The organism is Humitalea rosea (assembly GCF_003253705.1).
Taxonomy (GTDB): Bacteria; Pseudomonadota; Alphaproteobacteria; order Acetobacterales; family Acetobacteraceae; genus Humitalea; species Humitalea rosea.
This window is the reverse complement of the sequence record NZ_QKYU01000046.1, coordinates 1-14,718: the sequence shown is the minus strand read 5'-3', so window position 1 is coordinate 14,718 and position 14,718 is coordinate 1. Positions and strand designations below refer to the sequence as shown.

Sequence of the window (14,718 nt, the reverse complement as noted above, 5' to 3'; positions counted from 1 at the left end):
CCGGTACAGCCGGCGCCTTCGCCTTCGCCTTCGCCACCCCCGGCCCCGCCGCGGCCGGCAGTCGTCGCGCCACCCATTCCGGAGCCGCTGCCCACGCCATCCGCGGGCGGCAGCAGCTTCCACAACGCGCGCACCGCCAACGAGATGCTCAAGGCGCAGGAGCGCAAGCTCCGGCTCGATGAGCGACGCGGCCAGCTGGTCGAGAAGGCGCGCGCGCTCATGCTGCCCCGCAGGACAGGACCCACCCCCCGATGATGTCGATGCGCGAAGGGTGGCACATGGTGTTCTCCCTGTGTTGTGCGGGCGCGGATCGGCGCCCGCTGGCCTGGCGAGGCCGCGGGCTGCTAGAGGTGTCGCGGAAATGGGCATGCCGCGAGGCCTGGCTAGGAACGCATCCGCGAGCCGCTGGACACGAGTGATGGACGACACGATGCCGACGCAGGGCCCCATGGCGAAGGTGACCATGGACCCGCCCCGGCAGGCCGGCACCTCCGACAGCAGCCTGGAACGCATGCTGGGCCTGCTCGACCTTTTCACCGAGGAGCGCCCGAGTTGGTCGGTCGAGGAGATCTGCGACCACCTCTCGATGTCCCAGGCCACCGGCTACCGCTATCTGAAGCTGCTGTCGTGCACCGGACTGCTGGCACCGGCCGAGGGCGGCTGTTTCAGCCTCGGCCCGCGCATCGCCCAGCTGGATCGCCAGATGCGCCGCACCGACCCGCTGCTGCGCCACGGCGTGCCGGTGATCGAGCGCGCGCGGCCCGCGCTGCACGGGATGTTCCTGCTGTCGCGCCACTACGGCGACCATGTGCTCTGCGTGCACCAGGACATGACCGACCCGACCCTGTGCACCAGCATGGAGCGCGGCCGCCCGATGGAGCTGTTCCGCGGCGCCGCGCCGCGCGTCGTCCTCGCCTTCCTGCCGACCTACCAGCTTCGCACGCTGATGCAGCGCCACCCCGACCGCATCCGGGCGGCGGGGCTCGGCGCCAACTGGGCCGAATTCCGCGCCAGGCTGAAGACCGTGCGCAAGGAGGGGATCTGCATCGCGATCTCGGAGGTGGATGAGGGCATGGTCGGGGTCGCGGCGCCGATCTTCCGCGCGCCCGGCGCGGTGGTGGGAGCCATCTCCCTCGCCCAGAGCGAGGAGCAGTTCCGCAAGGAGGACCCCACGCGGCTGCGCGCCCTGGCGCAGCGCATCGCGCGGGAAATCTCCGACGGCTTTCTGCACGGCGTCCACCAACCGCCCCACCTTCACCCAAACGGCAGCCCGACGTAGTTCTCGGCCAGCGAGGTCGCGGCGGCGACCGTGCCCGTGACCAGTTCGAGCTCGGCCATCTGGCGCCGCTCGTCGAAGGCGCTGTCGGTCTCCGAGCGATGCAGCATCGAGGTCATCCACCAGGAGAAATGCTGCGCCCGCCAGACGCGCCGCTGGGCGGTGGTGGAATAGCGGTCCAGCAGGAACACGTCGCTGGCCGCGAGGTTCAGCCCCTTGGCGCCGGTCGGCGGCACCGTATGCGCGGCATCGCCCGCCAGGAACAGCCTTCCGTGTTGCATCGGTTCGCAGACATAGCTGCGCATGGGCGCGATGTTGCGCTGGAAGATCTCGCCCTCGATCAGGCGGAATCCGTCCTCGCCCGCGACACGGGCCTGCAGCTCCGCCCAGATGCGGTCGGACCAGTTCTCGACCTTGTCGTTGGGGTCGCATTGGAAATACATCCGCTGCACCTCCGGCGTGCGGTTGCTGATGAGCGCGAAGCCGAGGTCGTGCCGCGCATAGATCAGCTCCTCGGAGGAAGGCAGCGCGTTGCATAGGATGCCGAACCAGCCGAAGGGATAGACGCGCTGATAGTCCCGGCGCAGCCCGTCGGGAATCGCGGCGCGGCCGACGCCATAGGCGCCGTCGGCCCCCACGATGAAGTCGCAGTCCAGCCCGGCTTGCATGCCATCGGCGCCGGCGAAGCGGATGACCGGCTGCCTGCCGTCGAGCCCGTCGACCGCGGTGACCTTGGTGCCGAACAGGATTTCCCCGCCCACGGCCATCCGCGCGGCGATCAGGTCCTTCAGCACCTCGTGCTGCGGGTAGAGGGTGGTGACGCGGCCGCCGGCCAGCCCCTTGAAGTCGATGCGGTGGTTGCGACCATCGGCTTCAGCCGCTCGCCCACGCCGCTGTCCACCATCAGATCCACGGTGCTCTGTTCGAGGATGCCGGCGCGGATCGTGGCCTCGATGGCTTCACGGTGGCGGCTTTCGATGACGATGGAGTCGATGCCCCGGAGATGGAGCAGATGCGCGAGCAGCAGGCCCGCCGGGCCCGCGCCGATGATCCCGACCTGTGTGCGCATCCTTTGGTTTCCTCCTGAATCGGGTGGGACCGGAGCGGCGTCGGCCGCGATGGTATTGACAGATCAACATGCGGCCCGGCGCAACGCCCCTTCGGCCGGAATTGTTCTGAAGCAGGGGATCGGCCCGACCGGACCGATCCTGCCCCGGGCCGCGCCTGGCCGACGGTCACGTGTCAGACGTCCAGGAACACCGTTTCGGCCCGCCCGTCGCCTTCGCCCTGGAGCCGGATGTCGAACTGCCAGACCCCATCGCCGGCCTCACGCGCCAGCAGGGTGTCGCGTCGCGCCGGATCCTCGATCGCGGCGAGCAGCGGGTCGGTGTCGTTCAGCGCCTCGCCGGCGAAATAGGCGCGGGTGACGAGCGGCTTGAGCAGGCCGCGCGCCAGCAGCGTGATCGCGATATGCGGCGCCTGGCGGGCATCGCCGCGGCCAGGCACCGGCCCCGGCTTGAGCGTCGTGAAGCTGTACCGCCCCTGCGCATCGGTGGCGGCGCGGCCCCAGCCGAGGAAGTCGTCGCTGGCCGGCGGATCGGCCTGCCAGACCTCGACGCAGCCATCGGCGACCGGGGCGCCATCGCCATCGGTGACGACACCGGTCAGGGTGATGCGCGCCGCCCCTTCCGGCACGGGTCCGAAGCGGGTCAGGTCGTCCCAGCCCTTCTCCTCGAGCAGGTGCCAATAGGGGCCAATGGTCTGGCTCGCGGTGGCGGTCGGCATGTCAGCGGTGCTCCCCATCCTCGAAGGGCGTGGCGCCGCGGCCACGCAGCACGATGTCGAAACGATAGCCGAGCGCGTATTCGGGCTGCGTGGTCTCCAGGTCGAAGCTGGAGATCAGGCGGTCCCGCGCCGCCGCATCGGGGATGCTGTTGAAGATCGGGTCGAGCGGCAGCAGCGGATCGCCCGGGAAGTACATCTGGGTGACCAGGCGCTGCGCGAAGCCCTGGCCGAACAGCGAAAAATGGATGTGGTTCGGGCGCCAGGCATTGGCATGGTTCCGCCACGGATAGGCACCGGGCTTGATGGTGACGATGCGCCAGTTCCCCTGTTCGTCGGAGAAGACGCGGCCCACCCCCCGGAAATGCGGATCGAGCGGCGCATTGTGCTGATCGACCAGATGCGCATAGCGACCGGCGGCATTGGCCTGCCAGATCTCGAGCATGGTGTGGGGCACCGGGCGGCCATCCTCGTCCAGCACCCGGCCGTTGACGATGATGCGCTCGCCCTGCGCGGCACGGCCATCGGTCGCCGAGATATCCGCAAGGGCGGGAAAGCGGCTGGGGGTGAAGCAGGGACCGGTGGTCTCCGTCACCGTATGCGGGGCGGTGACGAGGGGGCGGGCCGGGTGGCGGGCGCGTGTGCTCAGATAGGCGGGCGCGTCATAGGGCGGCTGGGTGCCGGGGCTGAACGGGCGAAAGGGGATCGGGTCACGCGCAGCGTCATCCAAACGGCCAGACCGGGACATGATTTCCTCCGTTCCTTCTTCGTTGTGGGGCCTATAGCAGCGTAAAAATGATCCGCACAGTATGCGAAAATCAATTTTTCTGCCGGGCGGCCTTCGGGCTGGACCGCGGCCAGGGCGAGGGGGTGACACTCGGAGAAGGCAGAAAAATTCTCATATTGTGCCTTTGTGACCGACTCTGTTATGGTAATCTGAAGGGCGCAAAGCTGGAGGGAAACAATGGACGGCCAAAGCGACCTGCGCCGCGCCGATGCGGCTTGGCTCGATCTGCGTGACCGCCGCTGCGTGGTGACCGGTGCGGGCGGCGGGATCGGGCGGGCGATCGTCATGGCCCTGGCCGCGGCCGGGGCCGCTGTGGCGCTGCTCGACCGCGATTCCGGCGCCTGCGAGGCGGCCGCCGAGGCGGTGGCGGCAGGCGGCGCCAGGACCCTTGCGGTGCCCTGCGACGTCGCCGATCCGGCAAGCGTCGCCGCGGCCGCCGAAACCGTCGCCGTCCGGCTCGGCGGCTGCGAGATCCTGGTCAACAACGCCGGCATGCTGCGACCGGGGCCGCTCGCCGACCTCCCGCTCGGTGAATGGAACGCGATCCTCGCGGTGAACCTGACCGGCTACTTCCTCTGCGCGCAGGCCTTTGGCCGGCAGATGCTGGCGGGCGGCGGCGGCAGCATCGTCCATGTGGCCTCGATCGCCGGCAGCCATCCCCAGGGCCAGAGCGGCGCCTACAGCGTCAGGCAAGGCCGGGGTGGTGATGCTGTCGCGGCAGCTTGCGCTGGAATGGGGGCCTTCGGGCGTCCGCAGCAATGTCGTGAGCCCCGGGCTGATCCGCACGCCGCTCTCGGCGGATTTCTACGCCCGGCCGGGGGTCGCGGAGGCGCGCGCGGCGATGGTCCCGACCCGGCGCGTCGGCGCCCCCCCGGATGTGGCCGATGCCGTGGTCTGGCTCGCCAGCCCGCGCGCCAGCTACGTGAACGGCGACGAGATCACCGTCGATGGCGGACTCGGCCGTGTGCTCATGAGCCTGGTGCCGCGCCCGGGCTTCGAGGCGGCGACCTGAACATGGGCGGCATGGCCCCGGCCCGCCGCCCGAGCACCGACGACACCCGCCCGAGAAAGCGAGCCGCAGCATGCAAGACGATGTGACCCTGACCTGCGACCTTCTGGTGATCGGTTCGGGTGCCGGCGGGCTGTCCGCGGCGATCACCGCGCGCAAGGCCGGGCTGGATGTGCTGGTGGTCGAGAAGGATCCGGTGTTCGGCGGCACCACCGCGTTTTCCGGCGGCATCCTCTGGGTGCCGGGCAATCCGCAGGCCAGGGCCAAGGGCATCACCGATACCAAGGAGGCGATGCGCACCTACCTGCACCATGAGGCCGGCAACCATTATCGCGAGGACATCGTCGAGGCCTTCCTCGAAAATGGTCCGCGCATGCTCGAATTCTTCGGCGCCGAAACCGCGGTGCAATTCATCCCCTACGACTATCCCGACTACCATCCCGATGCGCCGGGCGGGATCGCCAAGGGCCGCTCGGTGGCGGCCGCCCCCTTCGACGGGCGCGAACTCGGCCCCGAGTTGAAGCGGCTGCGGCCGCCGCTGCGGACCATCACCTTCCTCGGCATGATGTTCAATTCCGCGAACAACGACCTGAAGCACTTCTTCAACATGACGCGCTCGCTGACCTCCGCGCTCTATGTCGCCAAGCGGCTCGGGCTGCATATGACGCATCTCGCGCGCTACGGGCGCGGCGTGCAGCTGACCAGCGGCAATGCACTGGCGGCGCGTCTCGCGAAATCGGCCTTCGACCTCGGCATCCCGATCCGCACCAGCACGCCCGCGAAGGATCTCTGGGTGGAGAACGGCCGCGTGGTGGGCGCGGTGGTGGAACAGGAGGGCAAGCCCGTCCGCATCGCCGCGCGCCGTGGCGTGATGCTCGCCGCCGGCGGCTTCGCCCGGGATGTCGCGCGGCTGGGGCGCGTCTATCCGCATGTGAAGCGCGGCGGCGAACATGTGACCCCGGTGCCCGAGGGCAATACCGGCGACGGCATCCGCATGGCCGAGGCGGTGGGCGGGCATTTCGAGGACAGCTTCCCCAATGCCGCCGCCTGGATGCCGGTCTCGAAGGTTCCGCTGGGCGATGGGAAGATCGGCGCCTTCCCGCATCTGGTGGACCGCTACAAGCCCGGCTTCATCGCGGTGAACCGCCAGGGCCGGCGCTTTGTCAACGAGAGCCATTCCTACCACGACTTCGGCGCCGCGATGATCCGCACCTGCGAAGGCGAGGCCGAAACCGCGGTCTGGCTGATCGCCGGCCATCGGACGGTGCGCAAATACGGGATGGGCTTCGCCAAGCCCGCGCCGATGCCGCTCGCGCTGTATCTGCGTAGCGGCTACCTGCAGCGGGCGGGGACCCTGCGCGGGCTTGCGGAAAAGATCGGCGTCGATGCCGCGGCGCTCGAAGCCACCGTGCAGCACTACAACATCGGCGCGGCCAAGGGCGAGGACCCGGAGTTCGGCCGCGGCAGCACCGCCTTCAACCGCTACCTCGGCGATGCCGACCACAGGCCCAATCCGAACGTCGGGCCGGTCACGCCCGGGCCGTATTATGCGCTGAAGCTGGTGATGGGCGACCTCGGCACCTTCGACGGGATACGCACCGATGCGCAAACGCGCGTGCTGGCCGCTTCGGGCGATCCGGTGCCGGGGCTTTACGCCGTCGGCAACGACATGGCCAGCATGATGGGCGGGGCCTATCCCGGCGCCGGCATCACGCTCGGGCCGATCATGACCTTCGGCTACATCGCAGGGCGCCATGTCGCCGGCCTCGCGGCCGATGGCACCGGCAGCGACAATGGTGCCGCCGCTGCCGCCTGACGGCATCCGCACCGAACAAAAAAACAAGGGAGAGAACAATGGCGATGAACGCAACGCGACGGGTCCTTTTGCAGGCGGGGGCCGCGGCCGTCACCCTGGGCGGGGGTGGCGCCCGCGCCCAGGCGGATGACACCATCCGCATCGGCGTGCTGACCGACCTCTCCGGCCCCTACAAGGATGGCCAGGGGCCGGTCAGCGTGGCCTGCGCCGAACAGGCCGCCGCCGAATTCACCGCCGCCAATCCGGGCATCAAGGTGGAGGTGCTGTCGGCCGATCACGCGAACCGGCCGGACACCGGGCTGTCGGTGCTTCGCCGCTGGCTCGACCAGCGCGGCGTGGACATCGTCACCGACATCGGCAACAGCGCCATCGCGATCGGCGCACGCAGCATCGTCATGGAGAAGGACAAGATCGCGCTGGTCACCAGCGCCGGGTCTTCCGATCTGACGGGAAAGCACTGCAGCCCCAACTCGATGCATTGGAGCTGGGATTCCTGGTGCCTGGCGAAATCCAATGGCACCGCCCTGGTCGAGGCCGGCGGCGACACCTGGTTCTTCGTCACGCCCGACTACGCCTTCGGCCATGCCGCGCAGGCCGACCTCACCGCCTTCGTGGAGAAGGCGGGCGGGCGGGTGCTCGGCGCCGTGAACTACCCCTTCCCGCAGACCACCGAATTCTCCTCCTTCCTGCTGCAGGCGCAATCCAGCCGCGCCAAGGTGGTCTGCTTCACCAATTCGGGGAATGATTTGGTCAACAGCCTGAAGCAGGCGCGCGAATTCGGCGTGAACCGCCGCGGCGTCCGGCTCGCGGCCGCCGTCGCCTATGTCACCGACGTGATCCCGATGGGGCTGGAGGTGGCGCAGGGGCTGACCGTCACCGAGACCTTCTACTGGGATCTGAACGACCGTACCCGCGCCTTCATGGCCCGCATCGCGCCGCGGCTGCCGCCGCAGAAATTCCCGAACATGAGCCAGGTCGGCAATTATTCGGGGGTGCTGCACTACCTCAAGGCGGTCAAGGAGATCGGCGTCGCCCGCGCCAAGGCCTCCGGGCGCGACGTCGTGGCGATGATGAAGCGCATGCCGACGGATGACGATTGTTTCGGTCCCGGCACGCTGCGCGCGGATGGGCGGAAGATCCACCCCTCCTATCTGTTCGAGGTGAAAAGCCCGCAGGAAAGCCGTGGCCCCGGCGATGTCTACAAGCTGCTGGCCACCACCCCGGCGGCGCAGGCCTTCCGCCCGCTCGCCGAAGGCGGCTGCGTGCTCGACCACAGCTGAGCGCCGGGGGGGCGTGGCGCCCCCCACGCTTCCGTCCAGGGCCGTTCTCCGGTAGCGCTGCGAGGAATTCCGCTCGCCGCGGCCCATGGAGACGCCCGCCGCATGTTTCCAACCTCCGCCAAGCCGGCCACCAAGCCGGGGAGGCTCGTCCTCAATCGCTATGTCCCCGGCCTGCTCACCTGGGTGTCGAACAAGATGTCGAGCGGTGCCTCGCGGGTCTACCGCGAGCGCTTCGATCTCGGCGTCACCGACTGGCGCGTGCTCGCCTATCTCGGCGTCGAGCCGACCGGGACCAATGCGGCCATCTGCCAACTGATCGGCCTGGACAAGGCCGCGGTCAGCCGAAGCGTCGCGATCCTGAAGAAAGGCGGCCTGGTCCGATCCCGGCCGGTGGCGGGACGCACCGTCGAGCTGACCATCACCGCCAAGGGCTGCCGCGTCTATGACCGCGTCCTGCGCCTCGCCCTGACCCGGGAGGAAACGATGCTGACCGGCTTCGACGCGGCGGAGCGGGAGTTGCTGATTCAGTTTCTGCACCGCGTCCTGGTCAATGTGACGGCCATGAATGCCGTCGACGTCACCGAAACCAACAGATGAATCACGATGGAGGAGCGTGGGCGCCGCAGCGAGATCCCGACTTTCGTGTTGACGTGACAACTTCCTGCCGCCAAGGTTTCCCTCAATGGGTTGATCAGGATCAATGACCTGATCGACCGCGGGAGGGAGCGATGCAATTCAGTGTCCTGTGCATGCCCGGATTGCGTCCGTGACGCTCGATGCCGATGCGGCGCTGCTGCTGGACATGCTCCGCGAGGCCGGCCGCCCCCCCTATCATGCGCTGTCGCCGATCGAGGCCCGCGCCGCGATGATCCAGGCGCGCGCCGCCATGGCACCGCCCCCCGCCGAGGTCGCGGAGATCCGCGACCTGCTTGCCCCCGGCCCGCATGGCCCGATCCCGCTTCGTCTCTACCGGGGCGTGGCGGCGACGGTGACGCCGGTGCTGCTGTTCTTCCATGGTGGCGGCTGGGTGATCGGCGATCTGCAGACGCATGACGGGGTCTGCCGCCATCTCGCGGCCGGCGCCGGATGCACGGTGATCGCGGTCGACTATCGTCTGGCGCCCGAACACAAGTTTCCCGCCGCGGTAAATGACGCGATCGCGGCTCTTGTCTGGGTCAACGAACAGGCGAAAACGCTCGGCATCGATCCCGCACGCATCGCCGTCGGCGGCGACAGCGCCGGCGCCAACCTTGCCGCCGTGCTGGCGCTGATGGCCCGCGACGGCGCGGTGCCGCCGGTGCTGTGGCAGATGCTGCTCTACCCCGCACTCGATCTCAGCCTGTCGCAGGACTCCTATCGCCGGATGGGCGAAGGCTATGTGCTGACCACCGCGACCATGGCCTGGTTCCGCGACCACTATTTGCGCAGCGACGCGGATGTGGAGGATTGGCGGGCATCCCCGTTGCGCGCCGAGGACCTGTCGAACCTCGCCCCCGCCCTGGTGCTGACCGCCGGCCACGACCCCCTGGTGGATGAGGGCGAGGCCTATGCCAGCCGGCTGCGGGCCAGCGGCGTCGCCGTGGAGCAGCGCCGCTACCCCGGCCAGATGCATGGCTTCCTGACCATGGGGAAGGTCCTGCCCACCGCCACCGCGGCCCTGGACGATCTGGCCCAAGCGCTCGCTCGCGCCCTCACACCCTGAACAGGAGGCTAGGCCATGCGGACCGAGATCAGCGCGCGGCTGGGCTGCGACATTCCGATCTTCGCTTTCTCCCACTGCCGGGACGTGATCGTCGAGGTCACCCGCGCCGGCGGCTTCGGTGTGCTGGGCGCGGTCACCTTCTCGCCCCAGCAGCTGGAGGCCGAGCTGAGCTGGATCGATTCCCATGTCGATGGCCGCGGCTATGGCGTCGATGTGCTGATCCCCGGCACCTATGATCATGCTGCCGAGGTTGCGACGACCCCGGTCTGGGATCTGATCCCGGAACGGCACAAGGCCTTCGTCGCGAGGCTGCTCGACGAGGCGGGGGTGCCCGCGCTGCCTGAGGCGGAACGCATCCGCCTGCATGAAGACCTGCGGGCACGCGAACGCACCAATACCCCCGCCGGCGCGCGGGAGTTGCTGGAGGTTGCGGCACGGCATCCGCAGGTCCGGCTCGTGGTCAGCGCCCTTGGCGCCGCACCGCGCGAGACGGTGGCGGCGCTGCATGCCCGCGGCGTTCTCGTCGGCGGCCTCTGCGGCAGTGCGGCGCATGTGGCGCGTCACCGCGAGGCGGGCGGCCATACCGGCACCATCAGCACCATGGTGCTGGTGCCGCAGGCGGGATCAGCCAAGGCCGCCAACTTGCGGCGGCGCAGGCGCTCGGCGCAGAAGGCATCTGGTGCGGCACCATCTGGCTCGGCACGCGCGAAAGCGAGTTGGCGCCCTATGAGAAGGCGGCGCTGTTCCAGGCCCGGGCCGAGGATGCGGTGCAGCGCAAATCGATGACCGGAAAGCCGGTGCGGCTGCTGCAAAGCCGCTGGACCGAAGCCTGGGACGCCCCCGACGCCCCCCCGGTGCTGCCGCCGCCACTGCAGGGGCTGCTTTACCGCGATGCAAGGGCGCGGATCGACCGCGGCCAGCGGCAGGATTTCTACTCCTACCCCGCGGGCCAGGTCGTCGGCACGATGACGGCCGAACGTTCGGTGCGCGATGTGATGCGCGAGCTGATCGACGATTACGCCGATGCCCTGGAACGCCTGGCGGCCAGGCGGGATGCCGCCATGGCCGGGGTGGCCGTCTGATGGATCTTTCCGACGGGCCCGAGGAACAGGCGCTGCGTGCCGGGCTGCGTGACTTCATCGCGCGCCATCGCCATCGCGCGCCCAGCGGCTTCAACCCGGCGCGCAACGCGCCCGAGGTGCGCGACTGGCAGGCGCTGCTGATCGAGCACGGCTATGCCGCCCGCGACATTCCGCGCGCCTATGGCGGCTTTGGAGCGGCCCCGGACCTGCTTGCCGCGCGCATTATCGCCGAGGAATTCACCGCCGCCGGCGTGCCGATGGGCCTGTCGGGCCAGGGCATCGCCATGCTGACCCCGACCTTGCTGCAATTCGGCACCGAGGCGCAGAAGCAGCGCTGGATTCCGCCGAGCTGGCATGGCTGCATCTGTGGACACCGCGGCGCGTTCCGCACCGGCCCGACACGCCGACACTCACGGATCTCGGCTATGCCGAGATGGAGGTGTTCACCTCGCCCTACGGCCTCGTCGCCCATGCGCAGACCGATGCCGCGGTGCTGCGGCGCTACGACATGCTACCCGATATCCGCGGTGCCGCCGACTACGCCGCCTTCCTGGCGAAGCGCGTCGCCGAGGAACAGGCGCTGGTATGGCGCATGGGGCTTCAGCAAGGCGGAGCCCCCATCACGACAACATGCCGGCCGGCACCGGGACCGACTGGCCAACAGGGGATCCAGGACATGAACGATATCACCAGGCGCGGTGCCCTCGGTGCCACGGGTGCCGCCGCAGCCGCCGCACTGCTCCCGCCGCAGGCCAGGGCACAGGCGTCGCGGCCGATCCGCATCGGCGTGCTGTCGGATTTTTCCGGCGCCTATCGCGACTACGGCGGCGAAGGCTCCACCGCCTGCGTCCGCCAGGCCATTGAGGACCTGAAGCTCGGCGAACAGGGGATCGAGGTCGAGATCCTCAAGGCCGATCACCAGAACAAGCCCGATGTCGCGCTGTCGGTCGCGCGCGAATGGTTCGACCGCCGCGACGTGGACATGGTCTGCGACCTGAACAACACCTCGGTCGCGCTGGCTGTCGGCCAGCTGGCACGGGAGAAGAACAAGGTCGTGCTCGCGACCGCGACGGCGAGCGCCGTGCTGACCGGCGAGCAATGCAGTTCCAACCTCATCCACTGGACCTACGACACCTACATGCTGTCCAAGTCCACCGCGACGGCGACCGTCGCCGCGGGCGGCAACAGCTGGTTCTTCATTGTCGTGAACTACGCCTTCGGCCACCAGATGCAGGCGGATGCGACGCGCTTCGTGGAGGATGCGGGGGGCCGTGTGCTCGGTGCCATCCGCTACCCCTTCCCGCAGACCACCGACTTCTCCTCCTTCCTGGTGCAGGCGCAGTCCAGCGGCGCCAAGGTGCTGGGGCTGGCCACCGGCGGGGCGGACACCACCAACTGCGTCAAGCAGGCGCAAGAATTCGGCCTGCTGCGCCGCGGCATGCGCGTCGCGGTCCTGCTCAGCTACATCACCGATGTCCATGCGCTTGGCCTGCCGGACGCGCAGGGCATGCTGCTGACGGAGGCCTTCTATTGGGATCTGAACGACCGCACCCGCGCCTTCACGCGGCGGCTGCATGCCAATGTGCCGGACCTCTACCCGAACCATCAGCAGGCCGGGGCCTATTCGGCGGCCATCCACTACCTCCGCACCGCGGCCGCAATGGGGGTCGATGCGGCCAAGGCCGATGGCCTGGCGGTGGTGAACCGCATGAAGGCCACGCCGACGGATGATGACGTGTTCGGCCCGGGCAGCATCCGCGCCGATGGCCGGAAAATCCATCCGGCCTATCTGTTCGAGGTCAAGACGCCAGCGGAGTCACGCGGCCCATGGGACTACTACAAGCTGGCCGCCACGACGCCGGCGGAGCAAGCGTTCCGCCCCGTCTCCGAAGGCGGCTGCGCCCTGGTGAAGTGACGCGCCGATCGCAGGCGGCGATGGCCAGGGAAAGGGTCCCCTGCCATCGCAGCAGGCCCTATTCCACCCGAAAGCCTTCGTAGTCGCTGCGGGCGACACGCTCGCAGATGGCGGCGTAGTTCGCGGCGCCGCCGAGATAGGGCATGAAGACCCGGGGCTTGCCCGGGATATTGGCGCCGACATACCAGGAATTCGCGGTCGGGAAGATGGTCTTGGCGGCAAGCTCGTTGACATGCGCCACCCATCTTTCCTGCGCTTCCTCCTCGGCCTCGATCGCCGAAGCCTGTTTGCCCAGCACATGCCGCATGCAGTCGGCGATCCAATCGACATGCTGCTCGATCGAGGTGACCATGTTGGTGAAGACCGACGGGCTGCCCGGGCCGGTGATCAGGAACATGTTCGGGAAGCCGGCGATGGCCATGCCGAGATAGGTCTTCGGCCCTTCCGCCCAGCGGTCGCGCAGCCGCACGCCGTCGCGGCCGGTGATGTCGATCCGCAGCAGCGCACCCGTCATCGCATCAAAGCCGATCGCCAGCACAAGGACGTCCAGCGGGTATTCGGCGGCCTCGGTACGGATGCCGGTGGGGGTGACCTGCGCGATCGGATCCGCGCGCACATCCACCAGCGTGACATTGTCCCGGTTGAAGGTCTCGAAGTAGTCCGTGTCCACGCAGATGCGCTTGCCGCCGATCCCATAGTCCTTGGGCATCAGCCTTTCGGCGACCTGCGGGTCACGCACGATCCCGGCGATCTTCCGGCGCACGAATTCCGAGGCATGGCGGTTGACCTCAGGGTCGCTGGTCATGTCGGTGAAGGCGTACATGAAGCCGATGCCGCCGGCCGCCCAGCGTTCCTCGAAGGCCTTTTCGCGCGCCTCGGGCGTGGCGAGGCTGCCCGGCTCCGGCCCCGCATTGTTGAGGGTGTTGTTGCGCGTCTGCCGCGCGGCAAGCCGGCGCTCCCGGTAGTTGTCCTTCCAGCCGCGGATGTAGTCGGGGTCGAGCGGCCGGTTCTGCGCCGGGATGGAGTAGTTCGGCGTCCGCTGGAATACGACCAGCTGCGCCGCCTGCTCGGCCAGCCTTGGCGTCGCCTGGATGCCGGAGGAGCCGGTGCCGATCAGCCCGACCCGCTTGCCGGCGAGATCGACACCGCCATGCGGCCAGTCGGAGGTGCGATAGACCGGCCCCTGGAAGCTCTCCAGCCCCGGGATGCGCGGGTCCAGCGGAATCGAGAGACAGCCCGTCGCCATCACGCTGAAGGGAGCGATGAAGCGTTCGCCGCCCCCGGTCGTCACCGTCCAGCGGCGCGTCGCCGCGTCGAAGCTGGCCGCGGAAACCCGTGTATTGAGCTGGATGTCGCGGCGCAGGTCGAGCCGGTCCGCGACGAAGTTGATGTAGCTGAGGATCTCGGGCTGCGGCGCGTAGAGCTGCGACCAGTTCCACTCGCGTTGAATCTCGTCGGAGAAGGAGAAGGAGTACTGCATGCTTTCGACATCGCAGCGCGCACCGGGGTAGCGGTTCCAGTACCAGGTGCCGCCGATCGCATCACCGGCCTCCAGCACCCGCACGGAATAGCCTTCCTTGCGCAGGCGATGCAGCGCGTAGAGCCCGGCAAAGCCGGCACCGATGACGATGACATCATAGGCATGCGCAGGTGCCGCCACCCCGTTGTGTTCTGCCATGGACCCTTGGTCCCTCTTCCTGTCACGTTGCCTCAGGGCCGGTTGTTCACGGCGCCGATTCCCATGCCGCCTTTGGCCGGCTGCACAGCAGGGATTTTACCGCCATGTGTTGATATGTCAACATTCTCGGCATGAGAGGCAGGGCAATCGCCTGAGCGGCCGGTGGGTTCCGGCACGGGGGGAAGTCTGATTCATGGGAGACCTCTGATGCGGAGGTTTCCGGATGGCTGGTGCAGCCCTGCTCGACCATTTCTCGGCGCTCGACGATCCACGGCAGGCCGGAAAGGTGCTGTACCGTAAGCGGTGGTTCCAGGCCCTTGTCGCTGCGGCTTGACGTTCAGATGTTTTTCGAGGTCGCCCAGTGGCAGGGCATGAGCTCGTCGATACGGTT

The 14,718-nt window shown here is 68.6% G+C and carries 13 protein-coding genes and 2 pseudogenes; 10 read left to right on the top strand and 5 right to left on the bottom strand.

Annotated features, from left to right (window positions below; all coding sequences use genetic code 11):
- Positions 1-221 (bottom strand): hypothetical protein (locus C8P66_RS24205; RefSeq protein WP_281271372.1); only part of this gene is annotated, 221 nt, incomplete at its 3' end.
- A 197-nt stretch (positions 222-418) separates the two neighbouring features.
- On the opposite strand from C8P66_RS24205, the gene C8P66_RS22750 reads away from it, so the two are divergent.
- Entirely contained in the window at positions 419-1,279 is an 861-nt protein-coding gene (locus C8P66_RS22750; RefSeq protein WP_158537359.1) for an IclR family transcriptional regulator, read from the top strand.
- On the opposite strand, the pseudogene C8P66_RS22745 reads toward C8P66_RS22750, so the two are convergent.
- The 3 genes and pseudogenes from C8P66_RS22745 to pcaH all read right to left on the bottom strand — a co-directional run bounded on the left by C8P66_RS22745 (position 1,255) and on the right by pcaH (position 3,788).
- Positions 1,255-2,288: pseudogene (locus C8P66_RS22745) on the bottom strand (4-hydroxybenzoate 3-monooxygenase). The gene C8P66_RS22750 and the pseudogene C8P66_RS22745 overlap by 25 nt on opposite strands.
- A 230-nt stretch (positions 2,289-2,518) precedes the next feature.
- Positions 2,519-3,061, bottom strand: coding sequence for a protocatechuate 3,4-dioxygenase subunit alpha (pcaG, locus tag C8P66_RS22740; protein ID WP_111400578.1), 543 nt, complete (start codon positions 3,059-3,061; stop codon positions 2,519-2,521).
- Between the two features lies 1 nt (position 3,062).
- On the bottom strand, positions 3,063-3,788 hold the full coding sequence (gene pcaH / locus C8P66_RS22735; RefSeq protein WP_245903751.1) for a protocatechuate 3,4-dioxygenase subunit beta: 726 nt from the start codon (positions 3,786-3,788) through the stop codon (positions 3,063-3,065).
- Between the two features lie 234 nt (positions 3,789-4,022).
- Between pcaH and C8P66_RS24840 the strand changes: the two are divergent.
- From C8P66_RS24840 to C8P66_RS22695, 9 genes and pseudogenes are all read left to right on the top strand, one after another.
- A pseudogene (locus C8P66_RS24840) lies at positions 4,023-4,472 on the top strand (SDR family oxidoreductase); the annotation flags it as partial.
- Positions 4,473-4,476: 4 nt separating this feature from the next.
- Positions 4,477-4,857: an SDR family NAD(P)-dependent oxidoreductase gene (locus C8P66_RS24600; protein ID WP_281271371.1), complete on the top strand. Its 381-nt coding sequence runs from the start codon at positions 4,477-4,479 to the stop codon at positions 4,855-4,857.
- Positions 4,858-4,927: 70 nt separating this feature from the next.
- Positions 4,928-6,670 (top strand): FAD-dependent oxidoreductase, encoded by a 1,743-nt coding sequence (locus C8P66_RS22725; RefSeq protein ID WP_111400576.1) that lies wholly within the window; start codon positions 4,928-4,930, stop codon positions 6,668-6,670.
- 44 nt (positions 6,671-6,714) lie between these two features.
- On the top strand, positions 6,715-7,950 hold the full coding sequence (locus C8P66_RS22720; RefSeq protein ID WP_111400581.1) for an ABC transporter substrate-binding protein: 1,236 nt from the start codon (positions 6,715-6,717) through the stop codon (positions 7,948-7,950).
- Positions 7,951-8,052: 102 nt separating this feature from the next.
- Positions 8,053-8,547 (top strand): MarR family winged helix-turn-helix transcriptional regulator, encoded by a 495-nt coding sequence (locus C8P66_RS22715; RefSeq protein ID WP_111400575.1) that lies wholly within the window; start codon positions 8,053-8,055, stop codon positions 8,545-8,547.
- A 169-nt stretch (positions 8,548-8,716) separates the two neighbouring features.
- Positions 8,717-9,652 carry an alpha/beta hydrolase gene (locus C8P66_RS22710; RefSeq protein ID WP_245903749.1) on the top strand — a complete coding sequence of 312 codons (936 nt, stop codon included), beginning with the start codon at positions 8,717-8,719 and terminating at the stop codon, positions 9,650-9,652.
- Positions 9,653-10,185: 533 nt separating this feature from the next.
- Positions 10,186-10,734 (top strand): nitronate monooxygenase, encoded by a 549-nt coding sequence (locus C8P66_RS24200; RefSeq protein ID WP_211314252.1) that lies wholly within the window; start codon positions 10,186-10,188, stop codon positions 10,732-10,734.
- Entirely contained in the window at positions 10,734-11,414 is a 681-nt protein-coding gene (locus C8P66_RS22700; RefSeq protein WP_111400574.1) for an acyl-CoA dehydrogenase family protein, read from the top strand. Before C8P66_RS24200 ends, C8P66_RS22700 begins: the two co-directional genes overlap by 1 nt.
- Positions 11,411-12,649, top strand: coding sequence for an ABC transporter substrate-binding protein (locus tag C8P66_RS22695; protein WP_111400573.1), 1,239 nt, complete (start codon positions 11,411-11,413; stop codon positions 12,647-12,649). Before C8P66_RS22700 ends, C8P66_RS22695 begins: the two co-directional genes overlap by 4 nt.
- A 58-nt stretch (positions 12,650-12,707) precedes the next feature.
- On the opposite strand, the gene C8P66_RS22690 is transcribed toward C8P66_RS22695, so the two are convergent.
- The gene (locus tag C8P66_RS22690; protein WP_111400572.1) at positions 12,708-14,327 is read right to left on the bottom strand and encodes a flavin-containing monooxygenase; all 1,620 of its coding nucleotides are present in this window, start codon (positions 14,325-14,327) and stop codon (positions 12,708-12,710) included.
- Positions 14,328-14,718: the final 391 nt, after the last annotated feature.

Bases quoted from the DNA above. Each gene is read 5' to 3' on its own strand.
- C8P66_RS22750 (WP_158537359.1), top strand. From the start codon at position 419: ATGGACGACACGATGCCGACGCAGGGCCCCATGGCGAAGGTGACCATG.
- pcaG (WP_111400578.1), bottom strand. From the start codon at position 3,061: ATGCCGACCGCCACCGCGAGCCAGACCATTGGCCCCTATTGGCACCTG.
- C8P66_RS24600 (WP_281271371.1), top strand. From the start codon at position 4,477: ATGTGGCCTCGATCGCCGGCAGCCATCCCCAGGGCCAGAGCGGCGCCT.
- C8P66_RS22725 (WP_111400576.1), top strand. From the start codon at position 4,928: ATGCAAGACGATGTGACCCTGACCTGCGACCTTCTGGTGATCGGTTCG.
- C8P66_RS22720 (WP_111400581.1), top strand. From the start codon at position 6,715: ATGAACGCAACGCGACGGGTCCTTTTGCAGGCGGGGGCCGCGGCCGTC.
- C8P66_RS22715 (WP_111400575.1), top strand. From the start codon at position 8,053: ATGTTTCCAACCTCCGCCAAGCCGGCCACCAAGCCGGGGAGGCTCGTC.
- C8P66_RS22700 (WP_111400574.1), top strand. From the start codon at position 10,734: ATGGATCTTTCCGACGGGCCCGAGGAACAGGCGCTGCGTGCCGGGCTG.
- C8P66_RS22695 (WP_111400573.1), top strand. From the start codon at position 11,411: ATGAACGATATCACCAGGCGCGGTGCCCTCGGTGCCACGGGTGCCGCC.
- C8P66_RS22690 (WP_111400572.1), bottom strand. From the start codon at position 14,327: ATGGCAGAACACAACGGGGTGGCGGCACCTGCGCATGCCTATGATGTC.